The sequence below is a fragment of the Stenotrophomonas sp. pho genome (assembly GCF_006228405.1).
Taxonomy (GTDB): Bacteria; Pseudomonadota; Gammaproteobacteria; order Xanthomonadales; family Xanthomonadaceae; genus Stenotrophomonas; species Stenotrophomonas sepilia.
On the sequence record NZ_CP029759.1, the window covers coordinates 330,120 to 350,000 of the forward strand.

Consider the following 19,881-nt stretch of genomic DNA (forward strand, 5'->3'; position numbering starts at 1 on the left):
TGCCGTGTACCGGGACATTACCGACCATCGGGTAAGCTAATGCCCTCGTTTGCACAGGAATTCCAGGTGGCTGACTCCCCCAACGCTTCCCCCGCGCCGGCCCGCGCGCTGGAAGGCCAGAAACTGCTGTTGTGCGTCGGAGGCGGGATCGCGGCCTACAAGGCCCTGGAGCTGGTGCGGCGCCTGCGTGACGCGGGCGCCCAGGTGCAGGTGGCGATGACCGCCGGCGCCCAGCAGTTCGTCACCCCCCTCAGCTTCCAGGCCCTGTCCGGGCAGCCGACCCGCACCACGCTGTGGGACAGCGCCGCCGAGCAGGCCATGGGCCACATCGAGCTGGCCCGCTGGGCCGACCGCATCGTGGTCGCGCCGGGTACCGCCGATCTGCTGGCGCGGCTGGCCCAGGGCCATGCCGATGACCTGGTCAGCACCCTGTGTCTGGCCAGCACCGCACCGCTGACGATCTGCCCGGCAATGAACCACCGGATGTGGCTGCATCCGGCTACCCAGGCCAACATCGCCCTGCTGCGCCAGCGCGGTGCGCAGGTGATCGGCCCGGTCGATGGCCCGCTGGCCGAAGGTGAATCCGGCCCCGGTCGGCTGGCCGAACCGGGCGACATCGTGGCCGCGCTGGCGACCAATGGCGGGGTCGTTGCGACGGTTGCCGCGCCGGAAACCCGTGCCCTGCAGGGGTTGCGCCTGCTGATCAGTGCCGGCCCGACCTACGAAGACATCGATCCGGTGCGCTACGTCGGCAACCGCAGCAGCGGCAAGATGGGCTTCGCCCTGGCCGCCGCCGCCGCCGCGCTGGGCGCGCAGGTGGTGCTGGTCAGTGGCCCGGTACAGCTGCCGACGCCGCCGGGCGTGCAGCGCATCGATGTGCGCTCGGCCGCGCAGATGCGCGATGCCGTACTGAAGTCGCTGCCCGCCGACATCTATATCGGTGCCGCCGCAGTGTCCGACTACACCCCGCGCCAGGTCGCCGCGCAGAAGCTGAAGAAGACCGCCGACAGCCAGTCGCTGGTGATCGAGCTGGTGCGCACGCCGGACATCCTGGCCGAAGTCGCCGCGCAGACGCAGTCGCTGAAGCTGGTGGTCGGCTTTGCCGCCGAGACCCACGACGTGGAGAAATATGCACGCGGCAAGCTGATCGACAAGCGGCTGGACCTGGTGATCGCCAACCAGGTCGGCATCAGTGGCGGTGGTTTCGAGAGCGACAACAATGCCGCCACGGCCTTCTGGCAGGACGGTGAACAGGTATTCCCGGCCACCTCCAAGCGCGAACTGGCCGAACAGCTGCTGGCGCTGATCGCGCGGAGACTCCAGGCATGACCCAGGCATCCCTTTCCCAACCGCTGCAGGTCAAGCTGCTCGATCCGCGCTTCGGCGACAGCTGGCCGCTGCCGGCCTACGCCACCGAAGCCAGCGCCGGCATGGACCTGCGCGCGGCGCTGGATACCGCGCTGACCCTGCAGCCGGGCGACACCGCGCTGGTGCCCAGCGGCCTGGCCATCCACATTGCCGACCCGAACCTGTGCGCGGTGATCCTGCCGCGTTCCGGGCTGGGCCATCGGCATGGCATCGTGCTGGGCAACGGCACCGGCCTGATCGATGCCGACTACCAGGGGCCGCTGCTGATCAGCGTCTGGAACCGTGGCCGCGAGGCCTTCACCATCGAGCCCGGCGATCGCATCGCGCAGCTGGTGGTGGTTCCGATTGCCCGCGTCAGCCTGCAGGTGGTGGATACTTTCACCGACAGCGTGCGGGGCACGGGTGGATTCGGCCATACCGGGGTGCGTTGACAGGGGACATCGATGAGCGGCATCGGGGAAGGACAGCGGGGACGGTCGTTGGGTCGCAGTGCACCACTACTGGGGGTGCTGCTGATCCTGCTGGCCGGCTGGTTCGGATGGAGCGCGGTGCAGCAATGGCGGCAGGAGGCCAACGGCCAGGCGCTGGAAGAAGCGCGCGACCAGGCCGTGCAGGGCCTGCAGCAGGCCGCTGCAGGCCAGTTGCAGCAGCTGCAGCAGCAGTTGAAGAACGATCGCGTGCAGCAGGCGCTGCAGGCCGGCGATGCCGCTGCAGCGGCGCTGGCCGTGCGCGAGAGCTGGACCGGGGTTGAGCAGGTCGAGGTGCTGACGGCCGATCTGGCCAACGCCTATGCCGATCCGGCCACCTTCGGGTATGCACGCCTGGCCCTGCTGGAAGCGGCGGTGGCTGAGGGCAAACCCAGCCTGCGCGTCGTCCGCGATGGTGGCGGCAATCGCCTGGGCCTGGCCGCGCCGGTGCAGCTGGGCAGCCTGGGGCCGGCCGTGATCTATGTCCGCCAGCCGCTGCTGCGGCTGACCTCGCCGCTGGACCAGGTGCGTGCGCCGTCCGCCGGCTTCCTTGGCCTGCGCCAGGGTGGGTTCGATCTGGTCACCCAGGGCAACGCGGGCCTGTCCGAAAGTGCGGAAGCCCTGGCGCGCCCGGTTGCAGGCACGCCGCTGCGGCTGGTCGCGTCGGTGCCGAATGTCGACGCCGGTCCGCTGGGCCTGGGCGCGCTGGCCAGCGCCATTGTGGCGTTGCTGCTGGCGTTCATTGCCGTGTTGCTGGTGGTGGGACGTGACCGACTGCCGAAGTCGCTGCCCCTGCCGCGCCGCGCCGCAGCGTCCGAGGCCGACCATGGCCCGACCCTGAGCGAGAGCCTGCAGCAGGCGCCGCCACCCGAGGCCGCTGTGACCGGCAGTGGCGATGCCGCGCCACCGCCGCCACCGCCAGTGCCCGCTGAAGAGCTGGCCGCCGGCATCTTCCGTGCTTATGACATCCGCGGCGTGGTGGGCAGTGAACTGACACCGAAGACCGCGGCGCTGATCGGCCAGGCCATCGGCACCGTGGCACTGGAGCAGGGCCTGCGCGAGGTGGTGATCGGTCGCGATGGCCGCCTGTCCGGACCCGAGCTGACGGCTGGGCTGGCCGAGGGCCTGCGCCGTGCCGGCTGCGCGGTGATCGACATCGGCCTGGCGCCCACCCCGCTGGTGTACTACGCCGCCTTCCATCTGCGTACCGGCACCTGCGTGGCAGTCACCGGCAGCCACAATCCGCCCGAGTACAACGGCTTCAAGGTGGTCATTGGCGGAGAGACGCTGTCCGGCGATGCCATCACCGATCTCTACCAGCGCATCGTCGAGGGCCGCCTGGTGCAGGCCGCTGAGCCCGGTGACTACCAGCAGCGCGATGTCAGTGCCGACTACATCCAGCGCATCGCCGATGACGTGCAGCTGGACCGTCCGCTGAAGGTCGTGGCCGATGCCGGCAATGGCGTGGCCGGCGCACTGGCGCCGCAGCTGCTGGAAGCGATCGGCGCCGACGTCATTCCGCTGTACTGCGACGTCGACGGCACCTTCCCCAACCATCATCCCGACCCGAGCGAACCGGCCAACCTGGAAGACCTGGTGCAGACGGTCAAGCGCTTTGGCGCCGATCTCGGCGTTGCCTTCGATGGCGACGGCGACCGGCTGGGCGTGGTGACCGGCGAAGGCCGGATCATCTACGCCGATCGCCTGCTGATGCTGTTCGCTGCCGATGTGTTGATGCGCAATCCGGGCGCGATGGTGATCTACGACGTGAAGTGCACCGGCAAGCTGTCCGACCACGTGTTGCGCAACGGTGGCAGCCCGCTGATGTGGAAGACCGGGCATTCGCTGATGAAGGCGAAGATGCGCGAGACCGATGCCGAGCTGGCCGGCGAGATGAGCGGCCACTTCTTCTTCAAGGAACGCTGGTTCGGTTTCGACGACGGTCTGTACGCCGCTGCGCGATTGCTGGAGATCCTGGCCCAGCGCGAGGAAACGCCGGGCGAGGTGCTGGGCGAGCTGCCGGAAATGGTCGCCACGCCGGAGCTGAAGGTACCGGTGGCCGACGGGACGCCGCATGCCCTGGTGGCGATGCTGGTGGCGGCGGCGCAGTCCCCGGACAACCCGTATGTGGGTGGCCGTCTGTCGACCATCGACGGGCTGCGCGTGGACTTCGCCGATGGCTGGGGCCTGGTGCGTGCCTCCAATACCACGCCGGTGCTGGTGCTGCGCTTCGAAGGCAACGACGAGGCGGCACTGGAACGCATCCAGGCCCTGTTCCGCAGCCAGCTGCAACCAGTGCTGGGCGACACCCCGCTGGGGTTCTGAGGTGGGGCCGGGCTGCGCCCGGCACCCGCCGAATCAACGTCAACGTCAAAGGCCGGCTATCGGTGGGATGGCGGAGCAGTGTCGGAGTGCGGGGACGCAGCAAGTACGTCCCTGTAAGCTTGGCAGCCGCTTGCCGTGTGCGCTGTCCTGCGCACACGGCAAGACCGGGGTTGGGCGTCCTGCCCAACCCGCCCGAGGCATGCCTCGGGCCCATGCGGCTGACACCCCGCACTCCGACACCGCCCCACCCCTGACAATGTCCTGCAGCTGTTAGTAGGTGTCGACCTTGGTCGACACACCCTCACCCCTTGAACCGCAACCCCACGCCCGGCTCGGTGAACAGGTAGCGCGAATCCAGCGCCGAATCGCCCAGCTTGTGCCGCAGCTTGCCGACCAGGATGCGCAGGTAGTGGGTGTCGTGCTGGTGGGTCGGCCCCCAGATCTCCTGCAGGATCTGCGGCTGGGTCACCACCCGTCCGGCATTGCGCAGCAGCAGCGACAGCAGCGCGTATTCCTTGCGGGTCAACGCCACCGGCTCACCCTGCAGGGCGACTTCGCGACGCACCAGGTCCACGTGCAGGTGGCCATCGTCGAACACCGGCGGTGTGCCATCGGTCGGCACGCTGCGCGTGCGCAGCAGCGCCCGCACGCGCGCCATCAGTTCCTGCGTGCCGAACGGCTTGGTCACGTAGTCGTTGGCGCCGGTATCCAGTGCGCGCACCTTCTCGGCTTCGCCGGCGCGCACGGTCAGCATGATCACCGGCACCTGGCTCCACTGGCGCAGCTGTTCCAGGACCTCGTGGCCTTCCATGTCCGGCAGGCCGATATCCAGGATCACCAGGTCCATGTCCTCGCTGGCGGCCAGCTGCAGGCCTTCCTGGCCGGTGGCGGCCTGCCGCACCTGGTAGCCCTGCGCGCGCAGGCTGATGTCCAGGAACCGGCGGATCTGGGTTTCATCATCGATCACCAGCACGCGTGCGGCCGGCACGCTGGCATCAATCGGGGTCGGGCTCATCGTGGGAGGCTGGCTTGAGCAGGGGCAGGGTGATGCGGATCAGGGTACCGCGACCGTCGCGTCCGGGCAGCGCCTGCACGCTGCCGCCATGTGCGCCGATCATGCCCTGGCAGATGGTCAGACCCAGGCCGGTGCCGTGGCGGCCTCGGTCACCGCGCTCGACGCTGTAGAACATGTCGAAGATGCGCGCGCGCTCGTCATCGGGAATGCCGGGGCCGGCGTCGATCACGTCGATGCGCAGCTGGCCGTCCAGCTCGCGCGCCTGTACCTGCACGGCGGCGTCGGGCGGCGAGAACTTGGCCGCGTTCTCCATCACGTTGAACACGGCCTGTTCGACCAGCGCCGGGTGCACCCAGATCGGTGCCAGCGTGGCTGGAATGTCCAGCTCCAGCCGCACCTTTGGCTGGTAGCGCTGCAGGCGCCGTGCCGCCGAGCCGATCAGCTCGTCCACGCCGATCCAGTCGCGGTTGATCTTCAGCCCTTCGTGGCCGAGCCGGGTCATGTCCAGCAGGTTCTGGATGTAGCGGTCCAGCCGTTCGCCCTCGACCAGGATGGTGTCCAGCAGGGCGCGGCGATCAGCGGTATCCATCGCTGCACCGTAGCTGGCCAGGCTGTCGGCCGACCCGATCATCGCTGCCAGCGGCGAGCGCAGGTCGTGCGACACCGAGGAGAGCAGGGCCGAGCGCAGCCGCTCGGTCTCGTTGCTGACGTGCGCCTGCTCCAGTTCCGCCACCAGCCGCGTGCGCAGCGCGGCCTGGGCGATGTCATCGACCATCGCTTCGGCTAGCTGCCGCTGCTCGGGCAGCAGGCGCGCCTGTGCGCCGGGCAGGTACAGGCCGGCCACGCCGATCGCACGGTCTTCGCCGTCCAGCAGCGGCAGGAACCACCATTGCGCGCCGGCCAGGGTATCGGTGAAACGCCCGCTGGGCTGGCCGTGGCGCAGCGCCCAGTCGGCGGCAGCCAGGTCGGTATCGCCGGGCTGGCTGCGGCCGCCGGCGGCGGTATCGGTGCCGATCCGCAGCCACGCCGGCACGTCCAGGGCCTGCTCCAGCGCATGCCGGCCCGCCTGTGCCACCTCGCCGTTGCCGGCCGCACTGGCCAGCTGGCGTCCCAGCTGCTGGCGCGCGCGCGCATGGCGGTTGGCCGCACGCAGCGCGATGACCTGCATGCGCAGGCGCGAGGCCAGGCGCCCGGCCACCAGTGCCGCGGCCAGGAACAGGAAAACGGTGATCACGCCCTGGCGTGCACCGATGGCGAAGGTGAAGCGCGGCGCGATGAACAGGAAGTTGTAGGCGAGGAAACACAGGATCGCGGCCATCACCGCCACGCTGGCGCGCGTGCGTGCAGCCACCAGTACCACCGCGACGATGAACACCATCGACAGGTCGGCCATGCCCACCCAGTGTTCGGCCAGCCACGCCACCGCACAGGCCAATGCGGTCGCGATCAGGGCTTGTGCAGGCTCGTAGCTGATGCCGCGCATCGGCGGCAGCAGGCTCTCGCGGCGCGAGCGTGCGCGTGCCTGCGGCGTGCTGATGATGGTGATCTCGTAATGCGCGCCACGCTGGATCAGCTGCTGGGTCAGGGTGCGGTTGAACATCCGTGCCAGTGGACGTTCGCGGGTACGGCCCAGCACCAGGGTCGACACGCCGTTGTGTGCGGCGTGGTCGAGCAGGGCATCGGCAATGCTCGATCCATGCAGCAGTTCGGCGTCGCCGCCCAGCCGCCTTGCCAGCGCAAAGGCCGCATCGATCTCGCGCCGGGTCGCCTCGTCCTGGCGCCGGCCCTGCACGGTCACTACCGTCCACGGTGCGTCGCGGCGCTCTGCGATGCGCCGCGCCACCCGCACCAGGTATTCGCTCTGGCCGCCCCCGTCGATGGCCACCAGAACGCCGCGACGCAGGGGCAGATTGCCTTCGCCACGCGCGGCGCGGGTTTCGCGCAGGCTGCTGTCGACGCGGTCGGCGGCTTCCTGCATCGCCAGTTCGCGCAGCGCGGTCAGGTTGGCCGGCGAGAAGAACGCCTGCAGGGCCTGTGCGGCCTGTTCCGGCACATAGACCTTGCCCTGCTGCAGGCGCGCGATCAGTTCGCGCGGCGGCAGATCGACCAGCACGATGTCGTGCAGGCGGTCGAGCACGCCGTCGGGCACGGTCTCGCTGACCCGCACGCCGGTGATCCGCATCACCACGTCGTTGAGGCTTTCCAGATGCTGGATGTTGACCGTGGTCCAGACGTCGATGCCGGCGTCCAGCAGCTCCATCACATCCTGCCAGCGCCGCTCATGGCGGCTGCCGGGCGCATTGCGATGGGCCAGTTCATCCACCAGCACCAGCGCTGGATGCCGTGCCAGCACGGCATCCAGGTCCATCTCCTGCAGGGCATGGCCGTGATAGGCCACGTCCTTCAGCGGCAGCTGCGGCAGGCCCTCCAGCAGCGCCTGGGTATCGGTGCGTCCATGGGTTTCCACCAGGCCCACCACCAGGTCGACGCCGCGGCGCAGCTGTTCCTGCGCGCGGGTCAGCATGGCGTAGGTCTTGCCCACGCCCGGCGCCGCACCGAGGAACACGGTCAGCTTGCCGCCGGCTTCGCGTTGCAGGCCTTCAACCAGGGCATCGGCCTGGCGGGTACGTGCATCAGTCATGGGAGCCGCTGTCATGGCCACCATTGTGCGCGCAGCAGGTGCAACCCAGCATCACGGCGCCTTGGCCGCATGGTCCAGCGCGAAGTTCAGCGTCACCACGTTCACCCGTGGCTGCCCGAACAGGCCCCACTGGCGCCCTTCGGTATGCGCCTGCACCAGTGCCTGCACGCGCTCCACCGGCAGGCCACGGGCACGCGCCACGCGTGCTACCTGCAGCTGCGCCGCCGCCGGCGACAGCTGCGGATCCAGTCCGCCGGCGGACTGGGTGACCAGGTCCGCTGGCACCTGCGCCGGGGCGACACCTTCGCGCGCGGCCACCGCAGCCGTGCTGGCGGCAACACGTTCGGCCAACGCCGGGTTGCTGCGCGCCATGTTGGAACCGGCCGCGGCCATCGGGTCGTAGTTGGCCGCCGACGGACGCGCCTGGAAGTAGCCGTCACCGGTGAACGGCTGCGCCAGCCAGGCCGAGCCGCGCACCTGGCCGCTGCCATCGCGCAGCAGGCTGCCTTCGGCCTGGGTCGGGTAGGCCAGCCCGGCAAAGCCGGTGGCGATGCCGGCGTAGACCGCGCCGGCCAGCAGCAGGGAGGCCAGACCCAGGCCGATCGCCGGGCGCCAGCAGGCGCCATCCTGCAGGCTGGCCACGCGGGCCTCGGCCTTGGCGTCGCCCGGAAGGGAAGATGAGGTGGAAGCAGAACGGTTCATGCGCCGAATACCAGGACAAGAAGGAGGTCAATCGCCTTGATCGCTGCGAACGGCAGCAGTACGCCGCCGAGGCCGTATACCAGCATGTTCCGGCGCAGCAGTGCGGTGGCGGTGGCCGGGCGGAAGCGCACGCCACGCAGGGCGAGCGGGATCAGCGCGGGAATCACCAGGGCGTTGAAGATCAGCGCCGCCAGCACCGCGTTGCGCGGGCTCGACAGCTGCATCACGTTCAGTGCGGCCATGGTCGGAACGGCCGCGGCGAACAGCGCCGGCAGGATCGCGAAGTACTTGGACACGTCGTTGGCCAGCGAGAAGGTGGTCAGCGCGCCGCGGGTGATCAGCTGCTGCTTGCCCACTTCCACCACCGACAGCAGCTTGGCCGGGTCCGAATCGAGGTCGACCATGTTGCCGGCCTCCTTCGCCGCCTGCGTGCCGGAGTTCATCGCCAGGCCGATGTCGGCCTGGGCCAGCGCGGGAGCATCGTTGGTGCCATCGCCCACCATCGCCACCAGGCGGCCACCGGCCTGTTCCTGGCGGATGCGTGCCAGCTTGTCTTCCGGACGGGCCTCGGCGATGTAGTCGTCGACGCCAGCCTCGGCGGCAATGGCTGCTGCCGTCAGCGGGTTGTCGCCGGTGATCATCACCGTACGGATGCCCATCGCCCGCAGCTGCGCGAACTTCTCGCGCATGCCGTGCTTGACCACGTCCGACAGCTCGATCACGCCCAGCACGTGGCGACCCTCGGCCACCACCAGCGGGGTGGCGCCATTGCGCGCGACCTGCTCGACGCGCCCGGCCAGTTCAGCCGGCACGCTGCCGCCCAGCGCCTGCACGTGGGCACGGATCGCATCGGCGGCGCCCTTGCGGATCTGCCGCCCATGTTCCAGATCCACGCCGGACATGCGGGTCTGGGCACTGAAGGCCAGGTAGTCGGCATGGTCCGGCTCGGCGGTGGCGCAGCCCTGTTCGCGCGCCAGGCGCACGATCGACTTGCCTTCCGGGGTCGGGTCGGCCAGCGAGGACAGCAGTGCCGCCTCGCGCAGCTGGCTGGCATCGATGCCGGCCAGCGGATGGAAGTGGCTGGCCTGGCGGTCGCCGTAGGTGATGGTGCCGGTCTTGTCCAGCAGCAGCACGTCGACGTCGCCGGCCACTTCCACCGCCTTGCCCGACTTGGCCAGTACGTTCGCGGCCAGCGCACGGTTCATGCCGGCGATGCCGATGGCCGGCAGCAGGCCGCCGATGGTGGTCGGGATCAGGCACACCAGCAGCGCGATCAGCAGCAGCGGATCGACCTTGACGCCGACGGCTGCACCAATGGCCGGCAACGTGGCCACCACCACCAGGAAGGTCAGCGTCATCGCCGCCAGCAGCAGGGTCAGCGCGATCTCGTTGGGGGTCTTCTGGCGGTTGGCACCTTCCACCAGCGCGATCATCCGGTCCAGGAAGCTGTGGCCCGGCTCGGCGGTCACCCGCACGATGATCTGGTCGGACAGCACCTTGGTGCCACCGATCACACCGGAACGGTCGGTACCTGCCTCGCGCAGCACCGGTGCCGATTCGCCGGTCACCGCCGCTTCGTTGATGGTGGCCAGGCCCTGCACGATCTCGCCATCGGCCGGCACCAGCTCACCGGCACTGACGATCACATGGTCGCCCGGGCGCAGTTCGGCGGCCGGCACCTGGGCTTCTGCGGCACCCGGCTGCGGCGCCGCCAGCCGGCGTGCCACCAGGTCCTGGCGGGCACGGCGCAGTGACGCGGCCTGGCCACGGCCACGCGCCTCGGCCACTGCTTCGGCGAAATTGCCGAACAACACGGTCACCAGCAGGATCGCGGTCACTGCCAGGCCGAAGCCCAGCGGCGCATTGCCGGTCAGTGTGACGATGGCCGCGACGATCGTGCCAGCCATCACCACCGCCATCACCGGGCTGCGCACCAGGTGCATCGGCGAAAGCTTGCGTACTGCTTCGACCAGCGCACGGCGCAGGCCGGCGCCATCAAGCAGCGCAGGGCGCGGGGCAAGGGAACTACGGGTGGAACTTGCGTGGGTACTCATCGGGGTGTCCTTAGTGCAGTCCCAGGCTGAGGTGGTCGGCGATCGGGCCGAGTACCAGCGCCGGCATGAACTGCAGCACGGTCAGGATGACGATCACCGAGACCAGGGTCAGGGCGAAGGTCGGGGTTTCGATCTGCAGGCTGCCGGCAGACTCCGGCGCCTGGCGCTTGGCGGCCAGCTGTGCGGCCACCACCAGCGGGATGATCAGCAGCGGGAAGCGGCCCAGCAGCAGCACCAGCGAGCAGCTCAGGTTCCACCACAGCGTGGCGTCGCCCAGCCCTCGAAGCCCGAGCCGTTGTTGGCGTAGGCCGAGACGTACTCGTAGAACACCTGGCTGATGCCATGGAAGCCCGGGTTGGAGGTAGCGGCCAGCCCGGGCACGGCCAGGGTGATCGCGGTGAACACCAGCAGGGTGATCGGCTGCAGCAGCACCAGCAGGGCCAGCAGGCGTACCTGTGGCGTCTCCAGCTTGCGGCCGAACAGTTCCGGCGTACGTCCGGTCATCAACCCGGCCAGGAACACGCCCAGCAGCAGGTACACGATGAACTGCTGCAGGCCACAGCCGATGCCGCCCCAGATCGCGCTGACCAGCATGTTGACCATCGCGATGCCGCCACTCAGCGGCGCCAGCGAGTCATGCATGCCGTTGACCGACCCGTTGGAGACCTGGGTGGTCACCGCCGCCCACAGCGCCGTGCCGTCGGCGCCGAAGCGCACCTCCTTGCCTTCCATCAGCAGCGGCGTGGCGGCGCTGGCACTGTGCCCTTCGCTCCACACCATCGCGCCGGTGGACAGCAGCGACATGCCCAGCATGCAGCTGAACACCAGGGCGCCGAACCGGCGCCGGCCGGTGAACGCACCGATCATGAAGATCACCGCCATCGGCACCAGCAGGATGCCGACGATCTCCAGCGCGTTCGACAGCGGGGTCGGGTTCTCCAGCGGGAAGCTGCTGTTCGGGCCGTACCAGCCGCCACCGTTGGCGCCCAGCTGCTTGGCCGCGACCATCGCCGCCACCGGACCCAGCGGCAGTTTCTGTCCGGTCATGCCGGCGCTGGCATCGATCGGCGTGGCCTGCGGGCCACCGGCCATCGTCGACGGCACGCCCTGGCTGGTCAGCAGCAGGGTCCACACCAGGCACAGCGGCAACAGGAAGCGCACGCACAGGCGCACCACGTCCACGTAGTAGTTGCCCACCGCCACCTGGCGGTCGTCGCCGGCACCGGTGGCCGCCGCAGCCTGCGGCGCACGCGAGAACAACGCGCGCAGCGTGGCCACAGCCAGCGCCAGGCCCATCATCGGTGTCACCACCTGCAGGCCGGTGATGCCGGTCATCTGTGAGAGGTAGGACAGCTGGGCCTGGCCCGAATAGTGCTGCTGGTTGGTGTTGGTCAGGAACGAGATCATCGTGTGCAGCGCGGTGTCCCAGCGCATGTTCGGGATCTGGTCCGGGTTCAACGGCAACCAGGCCTGGGTCATGAACACCGCCTGGGTCAGTACGGCGATCACTACGTTGCTCAGCACGAAGGCCAGCACGTAGCCGCGCCAGGACATCGCGCGCGAGGGATCGACGCCGAACACCTTGTACAACGGCTTTTCGATCCAGTTGAACAGCACGTCGGCCTTCATCGGCGTGCCGCGCATCACGCGCGCCAGGTACAGGCCCAGCGGCCACGCGAGCAACAGGCTGGCGGCAATAATCACAAGCATCTCGGTCATGGCAGGCTCCGCTCAGAACGACTCGGGCCGCAGCACGACATAAAGGAGATAGGCGGCGGCGACCAGCACCAGCACGCCACACAACAACGACAGCCAAGGGGACATTGCAATAGCGTCCTGGTGGAACCCCTCCACCTCAGGCCGTCATCGTCGTCCTGCCGCCCATAAACGCACTACGCGCCGGACCGTGCCGACGCGTAAAGAGTGCATAAATTCCGTGGGCCAAGCCGTAACCAGGCGCCGCCCACTGTAGAGCCGGGCCCATGCTGGGCTGCTCTTTCCCAAGGCCACGTGGAGCCGAGCATGGGCTCGACCCTACAAGCGAATCACGGCGCCTGGCTCGCTGGCGCCACGCCCTTCAGCTCGCGGTAGCGCTGCAGCGTGCTGTCGATCTCGGCCTTCAGCGCCTGCTGCTGCTGCAGGAACCCGGCCTGCAGGCGCTGCTGCGCCCGCAACTGCACGTGCCGCTGACGGATCGCCTCGGCCTGCTTGTCGGCCACCTTGCCACCGGCCAGTTCTCGGTCGCCAGCGGCCGACAACAGCGCCACCAGCGATTCGCGCAGGCTGGTGACGTTGTACTCGGCGGTCTTCAGGTTGTTGTCGAGCACTTCCTGGCGCTCGGCGAACACCCGGCGCAGGTCGTCCTCGCTGCCATAGGTGGACAGCATCGCCTGTTCGGTGCGCTGGCGGGTCTGCTCGGCCATCAGGTCCAGCTGCTGCTGCTGCGCCTCGGTGCTGGCCGCGGCGCGCTCTTCGTCGGTCAACGCGCGCTGGACCTGCGCATTGCGCAGGCCGCTCTTCGCGTTGAACTCCTCGCGGGCGTGATTGACCGCATCGGCTGGCAGCGAATCGCTGCAGATCCGCTCCTTGCCCTCGTTCCAGCAATACAGCTTCTTCTCCACTTTGCCGCCGTCGCGCGACTGCGCCGGCACGGTGGACGGCACGGCCAGCAGCAGGCCGGCAAAGAGAACGGCAGGAACTCGGGACATGACCTTTCCCCTGGGTCGGTCAGCGGATCGAACGGACGCCGTACTGGGCCCGGTAGGCTTCCAGCGGCTGGCGGTAACCCACAAGTTCCGGGTTGCCGGAGGCGAAATCAAGCAGATCGGCCAGCGACGCCACGGCGATCACCGGAATCCCGGCCTCTTCGGCCACCGACTGCGCCGCCGAGCGGCGGTCGGTTTCCGAGGCGATCTCCTGGCGGTCCAGGGCTACCACGATGCCGGCCGGGGTGCCGCCGGCAGCGCGGATGATGCCCAGCGCTTCGCGGATCGCGGTACCGGCGGTGATCACGTCGTCGACGATCAGCACGCGCTTGCCATTCATGTCGGCGCCGATCAGCTGGCCGCCTTCGCCGTGGTCCTTGGCTTCCTTGCGGTTGAACGACAGCGGCAGGTCGCGGCCGCGCTGGGCCAGCTCGCAGGCCATCGCGGTGGCCAGCGGAATGCCCTTGTAGGCCGGGCCGAACACCACGTCGTACTTGATCCCGCTGGCATCGATGGCATCGGCATAGCAGGCGCCGAGCTGGGACAGCAGCGAACCGGAGTCGAAACGGCCGGCGTTGAAGAAATAGGGGCTCAGCCGGCCGGACTTGAGGGTGAACTGGCCGAAGCGCAGGGCGTCGGCGGTCAGGGCCAGCTGCAGGAAACGGTGGCGGTGGTCGCTCATCAAAACTCGATTCATCTTCATTTGGAGCACAAATCCTAATCCAGCTGGGCGTTTCGCGCTCGTCCGGCCCCGCGTGAAGGCTGTCGCGGCGCTGCCTGGCGGACTGCGCAGCCCTACGGGCAACCGGTATGCTTGCCCGGTTTCCCGCCGCAGGTCCCCGCATGCGCATCATCAGTTTCAACGCCAATGGCATCCGTTCCGCCGCGACCAAGGGCTTCCTGGACTGGTTCCGTGCCCAGGACGCCGACGTCCTGTGCATCCAGGAAACCAAGGCCCAGGAAGACCAGCTGACCGACCCGATGTTCCGTCCGGATGGCCATCACTGCTTCTACCGCGACGCCATCACCAAGAAGGGCTACAGCGGTGTGGCGATCTACAGCAAGCGCGAGCCGGACCAGGTCATCACCTCGCTGGGCTGGGCCCCGTTCGACGACGAAGGCCGCTACATCGAGGCGCGCTACGGCAATCTCAGCGTGGTCTCTTTCTATATTCCCTCCGGCAGCTCGGGTGACCTGCGCCAGGGCTTCAAGTTCGAAGTGATGGAATGGCTGCGCCCGATCCTGGAGGAGTGGGCGCGCAGCGGCCGCGAATACGTGCTGTGCGGCGACTGGAACATCGTGCGTTCGGCGCTGGACATCAAGAACTGGAAGTCCAACCAGAAGAATTCCGGCTGCCTGCCGGAGGAGCGCGACTGGCTCAACGCCCTCTGCGCCGACCATGGCCAGGCCACCGATGTCGCCGCCGGCCGCGGTTGGGCCGATGCCTACCGCCTGCTCAATCCCACCGGCGAGGATTACACCTGGTGGAGCAACCGCGGCGCCGCCCGCGCCAACAACGTCGGTTGGCGCATCGACTACCAGTTCATCACGCCGGGCCTGCGCGACAAACTGCGTAGCTGTTCGATCTACCGCGACGAGCGCTTCTCCGACCACGCCCCGTTCACCGTGGACTACGACCTGTGACCGAGGCCGCCACGCCGGTTAGCTACAAGGGTTGGGCAGGCATCAAGCGCGCCTTCGGTACCCCGTCGGCGCTGACCATGGCCATGCTTGGCTTCGGCAGTGGCCTGCCGTTCCTGCTGATCGCTTCGCAGACGCTGTCCACGCGCCTGCGCGACGTCGGCCTGGACCTGGGCAGCATCGGCCTGATCAGCCTGGCCAGCTTCTTCTACCTGCTCAAGTTCCTGTGGGCGCCGCTGCTGGACCGCTATGCATTTCCGCTGCTGGGCGCGCTCGGCCGCCGCCGTTCGTGGCTGCTGGTATCGCAGGTGCTGGTGCTGGTCGGCCTGGTCGCACTGGCCTTCGTGCGGCCGGAAGAGGGCGTCTGGCCACTGGTGATGTGGGTGCTGGTGGCGTCGTTCGCTGGCGCCACCCAGGACTCGGCGGTCGATGCCTACCGTATCGAGATCGCTCCGCAGACCGCGCAGGCCGCGCTGGCGGCCACCTATACGCTGGGCTACCGGATCGGCCTGATCCTGGCCGGTGCCGGCGCGCTGTACCTGGCGCAGTTCGAAGGCTGGATTGTCGCCTACCTGGCGATGGCCGCGCTGATGCTGCTGCCGATCGTCACTACCCTGCTGTGCGCCGAACCGGAGCGCCCGGCCACGGCGGTGCAGCGTCGCATCGATATCGCCGAAGCCTTCGTCCAGCCCATCTCCAGCTTCTTCAGCCGTAATGGCGTGGCGTTGGCACTGGTGCTGCTGGCCTTCGTCGGCCTGTTCAAGTTCCCCGATCAGGTGATCGGCGTGATGGCCGGGCCGTTCTATCTCGATTCGGGGTTCGACAAGGCCGACATCGCCACCGTGTCCAAGCTGTTCGGTGTATGGATGGGGATCGGCGGTGCGTTCCTGGGGGTATTGCGGTGGCCGCATTCGGCTTCCGGCGCATGCTGCTGGTGGCCGCACTGGGCGTGGCGATGTCCAACCTCGCCTTCCTGCTGATGGCGCACAACCCAGGCAAGCTGTGGGCGTTCTATGCCGCGCTCAGTGCCGACAACCTGTTCCAGGGGTTCGCCGGCACCGTGCTGGTGGCCTTCATGTCGTCGCTGACCGACCGCAACTTCACCGCCACGCAGTACGCGTTGCTGGTATCGCTGGCCAACCTGCCGGGCAAGTTCATCGGCGGTGTCTCCGGATACATCGTTGAGGCGACGTCCTACAGCACGTTCTTCATCCTCAGCTCGGTCACTGTGGTGCCGACCCTGCTGCTGCTGGCCTGGCTGTGGCCGCGGATCGCCGACCGCGGGCCGCCACCGGTCGCCTGATTGCCTGCCCGCCCGGACTGCGGGATCATCGCCCCCGACGCGCCGAGGGGGCGGTGCCTTGCGAACGGGGAAGTGAGCATGGCCGACGTTGTGCTGCGGGACCTGGACCCGCTGCTGCTGGAACGTATCCGACGTGTCGCGGTCGCCCGCGGCTGGACCCATGAACAGACCTGCGCCGCGTTGTTGGAGCAGGGCCTGTTCAGCAGTGAACTGGAGGTCCGCTCCGGTTTCGGCGATCCCGAAGTGGACGCCCTCTCCGACGCCATCGCCGCCCTGCAGGCCTTGCCCGCAGGGCAGGGCTTCGATTAGCGCCTTTGTAGAGCCAAGCCCACGCTCGGCTGCCCGGTGAATCCACGCCATGCGTGGATGGCGCCACCTCACGCCAGGTGGACTGCCCCCAGGATCCGCGGCCCCTTGGCTCCGGTCACGCTCGGCAGGTTGCCGGCCAGCCCGTCCATCGTCCGCTGCGCCAGCCAGGCGAATCCCATCGCCTCCACGTACTCCGGGTCCAGCCCATGCACCGCGCTGGACTCCACCTGCACCTCCGGCAGCCGCGCCGCCAGCCGCTTCATCAGCTGCCGGTTGCGCACCCCGCCGCCACAGACCAGCAGGCGCCGGGTCTGCGGCTGCTGCGCCAGCAGCGCATCGGCCACGGTTGCCACAGTGAGCTCCAGCAGCGTGGCCTGCACATCGGCAGCGGCATATTCGCCTTCCCCCATGTGCGCCTCGGCCCAGGCCAGGTGGAACTGCTCGCGCCCGGTGCTCTTCGGCGGCGGCAGCGCGAACCACGGGTCCGAACGCCAGCCGGCCAGCAGGCCCTCGTCCACCGCGCCACTGGCGGCATACGCGCCATCGGCATCGAAGGTACGGCCGGTGTGGCGCTGGCACCAGGCATCCATCAGCGCGTTGGCCGGGCCGGTATCGAAGCCGCGCACCGCGCCTTCGCGCGGGATCAGGGTCAGGTTGGCGATGCCGCCCAGGTTGAGCACCGCGCGGTCTTCATCGGCGGCACCCAGCATGCCCAGGTGGAAAGCCGGCATCAGCGGCGCACCATGCCCCCGGCCGCTACGTCGCGACGGCGGAAGTCGGATACTGTGGTGATTCCGGTCAGTTCGGCGATGCGGTTGCCGTCGCCCAGCTGCACAGTGAACGCTGGATCGGCCAGCGGGCGGTGTCGCACGGTCTGGCCGTGCGAGCCGATCGCGCGTACCTGGCTGCGGTCCACGCCGGCTTCGGCCAGCAGCTGGTTGGCGGCCTCGGCGAAGTTGATCGCAATCCGCGCGTCCAGTTCGCCCAGCTCCTCCAGCGAATCCAACGGGCCACCTTCGCCCAGCGCCACCAGCCGCGCGCGCAGCACCGGTTCCCAGCGTGCGGTCAGGCCGTGCACGAAGCGGCAGCCACCGCCCGCGGGAAACTGCACCAGCGCGGCGTCGATGCCGTCGGCGCTGGTGCCCGACATCAGGCCAAGATACAGGGGGCGTCAGCGTCGGCAGTAGTGTTCATGGCAGGCACAAAAAAAGGACGCGGCAAGCTTGGGCTGCCGCGTCCTTCCTCGTCAACGCAGGGGCTCAGCCGCGCTTGCGGCCGGTCGCCTGCTTGTCCTTGGCGCTGGCCACCTCGGCGGCGGCCTCGTCGCGGCTGGTCGGTGCCGGGCTGGCATCGGCGTAGATCAGCTTCTCCATGCCCTGGATGCGGGCCATCGCTGGCGCGGTCTGCGCGCGGAAGGCGACCAGCTCGGCGCCCTTCAGCGGCTCCGGCGGCGGCATGGTCACGGTCAGCGGGTTGCGGTGTTCGCCGTTGACCCGGAATTCGTAGTGCAGGTGCGGCCCGGTCGCCAGGCCGGTCGAGCCGACATAGCCGATCACCGTGCCCTGGGCCACGCGCTGGCCGGTCCTGATGTTCGCAAAGCGCGACATGTGGCCGTACAGGGTGGTGTGGCCTCGACCGTGGTCGAGGATCACCACATTGCCGTAGCCGCGCTGCACGCCCGCGAACTGCACGCGGGCATCGCCGGCGGCCATGATCGGCGTGCCGGTACGCGCGGCGTAGTCCACGCCCTTGTGCATGCGCATCTTGCCCAGCACCGGGTGCTTGCGTGCGCCGAAGGTCGAGCTCAGCCGCGCGAACGGGATCGGCATGCGGATGAAGCTCTTCTTCAACGAACGGCCGTTGATGTCGTAGTACTCGGACTTGCCGTTGCGGTCGAAGCGGAAGCCGGAATAGGTCTTGCCCCCGGTGGTGAAGGTCGCCGCCAGGATCTTGCTGGTGTCCACCTTCTCGCCTTCGCGCCAGGTCTCGTCCATCACCACGCTGAAGCGGTCGCCCGGCTGCAGGTCCTTGGAGAAGTCGATGTCGTACTTGAAGATGTCGTCGGTCATCGTCGCGATCGCCGACGGCGACAGCCCGGCCCGGCGGGCCGCGGCATACAGCGAACTGGTGATCTCGCCGCTGGTGACCACGGTACGCGTGGAAGTCTCGCGCCGCGTCACCTTCTCCTTGATGTCATCGCCGGCCAGGCTCAGTTCCACCCGGTTGTCGGCGTCGCGATCAAAGCGGATGCTGCGCAGGTCGCCGGACAGCGGCATGTCGAAGGCGATCTCGGCGCCCGGGCGCAGCTTGGTCAGCGCCTCGCGCGCACCGGGGTGCTCCAGCACCCGGTGCAGGGTGGTGGCCGGAATGCCGGCTTTGTCGAACAGGTCACTCAGGGTCTGGCCGCGCTGGATGCGCAGCACCTGCCAGCTGTCGCCCGGCACCTGCTGCTGGCGGGCCATGGTCAACGGCGGCAGCGGCAGCGCCAGGCTGGTGTGGCTGTCCGCGTAAGGCGCATCAATGGTGTGCGAGAAACCGGGGACGATCGTCGCCACCAGGGCGCCGATGGTCGCAAACAGGCTGGCGTGCATCCAATGGCGGCGGGTCCAGCGCTCATTGAAGGCGGCGGGAAGGTGTTGCCTGAGCTTCCGATGCAGGGCGTTGTCGTGCAGGACGTGAAGGCGTTCCTGGAAGCGCTGCTTGCGTGCGCGCCCTTGTTCGGAATTGTGCATCGGCGGTTTTTTCCTGGCGGCCCGGGAGCGCGGGCCTGATCGCCGGTTACCATAGACACCTGAGAAAACCGCGTCAAACCCTTGTGCCCATTGGCTTTTGTGAAGCCAATCGGGTTAACTTTGCTTTAACACCCCACACAAGAATCGGCGTTGCCGGGAGTAGTCACGTGTCCTCGATTGAAGAAGCCCTTGCCCTGATCGGCCGCGGTGCCGACGAGATCCTCAAGCTCGAGGATCTGCGTGCGCGCCTGCAGGAAGGCCGCCCGCTGCGGATCAAGGCCGGCTTCGACCCCACTGCGCCCGACCTGCACCTGGGCCACACGGTGCTGCTGAACAAGATGCGCCAGTTCCAGGACCTCGGCCACCAGGTCATTTTCCTGATCGGCGACTTCACCGGCATGATCGGCGATCCCTCGGGCAAGAGCCTGACCCGCAAGCCGCTCAGCCGCGATGACGTGCTGGCCAACGCCCGTACCTACGAGGACCAGGTGTTCAAGGTGCTCGACCGCAGCCGTACCGAAGTCCGCTTCAACTCGGAGTGGTTCGGCAAGATGGGCGCGGCCGACATGATCCGCCTGGCCGGCCAGCACACCGTGGCACGCATGCTCGAGCGCGACGA

At 68.6% G+C, this 19,881-nt stretch carries 14 protein-coding genes and 3 pseudogenes (1 of these 17 cut by a window edge); 7 read left to right on the forward strand and 10 right to left on the reverse strand.

The window, feature by feature from the left end:
- Window positions 1-39 precede the first annotated feature (39 nt).
- Genes coaBC through DL544_RS01530 form a run of 3 tightly spaced genes read left to right on the forward strand, consistent with a single transcriptional unit; the run spans window position 40 to window position 4,160 of the window.
- Window positions 40-1,329 (forward strand): bifunctional phosphopantothenoylcysteine decarboxylase/phosphopantothenate--cysteine ligase CoaBC, encoded by a 1,290-nt coding sequence (coaBC, locus tag DL544_RS01520; protein WP_005420512.1) that lies wholly within the window; start codon window positions 40-42, stop codon window positions 1,327-1,329.
- On the forward strand, window positions 1,326-1,799 hold the full coding sequence (dut, locus tag DL544_RS01525; protein ID WP_005420510.1) for a dUTP diphosphatase: 474 nt from the start codon (window positions 1,326-1,328) through the stop codon (window positions 1,797-1,799). Before coaBC ends, dut begins: the two co-directional genes overlap by 4 nt.
- 12 nt (window positions 1,800-1,811) lie before the next feature.
- Window positions 1,812-4,160 (forward strand): phosphomannomutase/phosphoglucomutase, encoded by a 2,349-nt coding sequence (locus DL544_RS01530; RefSeq protein ID WP_139726634.1) that lies wholly within the window; start codon window positions 1,812-1,814, stop codon window positions 4,158-4,160.
- Between the two features lie 301 nt (window positions 4,161-4,461).
- Here DL544_RS01530 and DL544_RS01535 read toward each other — a convergent pair whose 3' ends face one another.
- From DL544_RS01535 to pyrE, 8 genes and pseudogenes are all read right to left on the reverse strand, one after another.
- Window positions 4,462-5,175 (reverse strand): response regulator transcription factor, encoded by a 714-nt coding sequence (locus DL544_RS01535; protein WP_005420506.1) that lies wholly within the window; start codon window positions 5,173-5,175, stop codon window positions 4,462-4,464.
- Window positions 5,156-7,816 carry a sensor histidine kinase gene (locus tag DL544_RS01540; RefSeq protein WP_053500336.1) on the reverse strand — a complete coding sequence of 887 codons (2,661 nt, stop codon included), beginning with the start codon at window positions 7,814-7,816 and terminating at the stop codon, window positions 5,156-5,158. Before DL544_RS01540 ends, DL544_RS01535 begins: the two co-directional genes overlap by 20 nt.
- 51 nt (window positions 7,817-7,867) lie before the next feature.
- Window positions 7,868-8,518 carry a potassium-transporting ATPase subunit KdpC gene (kdpC, locus tag DL544_RS01545; protein ID WP_139726635.1) on the reverse strand — a complete coding sequence of 217 codons (651 nt, stop codon included), beginning with the start codon at window positions 8,516-8,518 and terminating at the stop codon, window positions 7,868-7,870.
- Window positions 8,515-10,572 carry a potassium-transporting ATPase subunit KdpB gene (gene kdpB, locus DL544_RS01550; protein ID WP_139726636.1) on the reverse strand — a complete coding sequence of 686 codons (2,058 nt, stop codon included), beginning with the start codon at window positions 10,570-10,572 and terminating at the stop codon, window positions 8,515-8,517. The genes kdpC and kdpB overlap by 4 nt, the downstream gene beginning before the upstream one ends.
- A 10-nt stretch (window positions 10,573-10,582) precedes the next feature.
- Window positions 10,583-12,291, reverse strand: a pseudogene (gene kdpA / locus DL544_RS01555) (potassium-transporting ATPase subunit KdpA).
- A gap of 12 nt (window positions 12,292-12,303) precedes the next feature.
- On the reverse strand, window positions 12,304-12,396 hold the full coding sequence (locus tag DL544_RS01560; RefSeq protein ID WP_005407770.1) for a potassium-transporting ATPase subunit F: 93 nt from the start codon (window positions 12,394-12,396) through the stop codon (window positions 12,304-12,306).
- Between the two features lie 221 nt (window positions 12,397-12,617).
- On the reverse strand, window positions 12,618-13,280 hold the full coding sequence (locus DL544_RS01565; RefSeq protein ID WP_005420473.1) for a hypothetical protein: 663 nt from the start codon (window positions 13,278-13,280) through the stop codon (window positions 12,618-12,620).
- 19 nt (window positions 13,281-13,299) lie between these two features.
- The gene (gene pyrE / locus DL544_RS01570) at window positions 13,300-13,959 is read right to left on the reverse strand and encodes an orotate phosphoribosyltransferase (protein WP_005420471.1); all 660 of its coding nucleotides are present in this window, start codon (window positions 13,957-13,959) and stop codon (window positions 13,300-13,302) included.
- 161 nt (window positions 13,960-14,120) lie between these two features.
- Between pyrE and DL544_RS01575 the strand changes: the two genes are divergently transcribed.
- From DL544_RS01575 to DL544_RS01585, 3 genes and pseudogenes are all read left to right on the forward strand, one after another.
- Window positions 14,121-14,921, forward strand: coding sequence for an exodeoxyribonuclease III (locus DL544_RS01575; protein ID WP_111200524.1), 801 nt, complete (start codon window positions 14,121-14,123; stop codon window positions 14,919-14,921).
- Window positions 14,918-16,221: pseudogene (locus DL544_RS01580) on the forward strand (AmpG family muropeptide MFS transporter). Before DL544_RS01575 ends, DL544_RS01580 begins: the two are co-directional and overlap by 4 nt.
- A gap of 78 nt (window positions 16,222-16,299) precedes the next feature.
- Window positions 16,300-16,530, forward strand: coding sequence for a hypothetical protein (locus DL544_RS01585; protein ID WP_005420465.1), 231 nt, complete (start codon window positions 16,300-16,302; stop codon window positions 16,528-16,530).
- 68 nt (window positions 16,531-16,598) lie between these two features.
- Here the strand turns inward: DL544_RS01585 and DL544_RS01590 are convergent.
- Both DL544_RS01590 and DL544_RS01595 read right to left on the reverse strand, forming a co-directional pair.
- Window positions 16,599-17,680: pseudogene (locus DL544_RS01590) on the reverse strand (anhydro-N-acetylmuramic acid kinase).
- A gap of 109 nt (window positions 17,681-17,789) precedes the next feature.
- Window positions 17,790-19,262 carry a M23 family metallopeptidase gene (locus DL544_RS01595; protein ID WP_053500323.1) on the reverse strand — a complete coding sequence of 491 codons (1,473 nt, stop codon included), beginning with the start codon at window positions 19,260-19,262 and terminating at the stop codon, window positions 17,790-17,792.
- Window positions 19,263-19,429: 167 nt separating this feature from the next.
- On the opposite strand from DL544_RS01595, the gene tyrS reads away from it, so the two are divergent.
- Window positions 19,430-19,881, forward strand: partial view of a tyrosine--tRNA ligase gene (gene tyrS, locus DL544_RS01600; protein ID WP_139726637.1) — the start only. The gene runs 760 nt beyond the window's last position; 452 of the gene's 1,212 nt are visible here — the first part of the coding sequence; the start codon lies at window positions 19,430-19,432; its stop codon lies off the right edge, out of view.

Coding starts and splice junctions, on each gene's coding strand:
- coaBC (WP_005420512.1), top strand. CDS start 40: ATGCCCTCGTTTGCACAGGAATTCCAGGTGGCTGACTCCCCCAACGCT.
- dut (WP_005420510.1), top strand. CDS start 1,326: ATGACCCAGGCATCCCTTTCCCAACCGCTGCAGGTCAAGCTGCTCGAT.
- DL544_RS01530 (WP_139726634.1), top strand. CDS start 1,812: ATGAGCGGCATCGGGGAAGGACAGCGGGGACGGTCGTTGGGTCGCAGT.
- DL544_RS01535 (WP_005420506.1), bottom strand. CDS start 5,175: ATGAGCCCGACCCCGATTGATGCCAGCGTGCCGGCCGCACGCGTGCTG.
- DL544_RS01540 (WP_053500336.1), bottom strand. CDS start 7,816: ATGACTGATGCACGTACCCGCCAGGCCGATGCCCTGGTTGAAGGCCTG.
- kdpC (WP_139726635.1), bottom strand. CDS start 8,518: ATGAACCGTTCTGCTTCCACCTCATCTTCCCTTCCGGGCGACGCCAAG.
- kdpB (WP_139726636.1), bottom strand. CDS start 10,572: ATGAGTACCCACGCAAGTTCCACCCGTAGTTCCCTTGCCCCGCGCCCT.
- DL544_RS01560 (WP_005407770.1), bottom strand. CDS start 12,396: ATGTCCCCTTGGCTGTCGTTGTTGTGTGGCGTGCTGGTGCTGGTCGCC.
- DL544_RS01565 (WP_005420473.1), bottom strand. CDS start 13,280: ATGTCCCGAGTTCCTGCCGTTCTCTTTGCCGGCCTGCTGCTGGCCGTG.
- pyrE (WP_005420471.1), bottom strand. CDS start 13,959: ATGAGCGACCACCGCCACCGTTTCCTGCAGCTGGCCCTGACCGCCGAC.
- DL544_RS01575 (WP_111200524.1), top strand. CDS start 14,121: ATGCGCATCATCAGTTTCAACGCCAATGGCATCCGTTCCGCCGCGACC.
- DL544_RS01585 (WP_005420465.1), top strand. CDS start 16,300: ATGGCCGACGTTGTGCTGCGGGACCTGGACCCGCTGCTGCTGGAACGT.
- DL544_RS01595 (WP_053500323.1), bottom strand. CDS start 19,262: ATGCACAATTCCGAACAAGGGCGCGCACGCAAGCAGCGCTTCCAGGAA.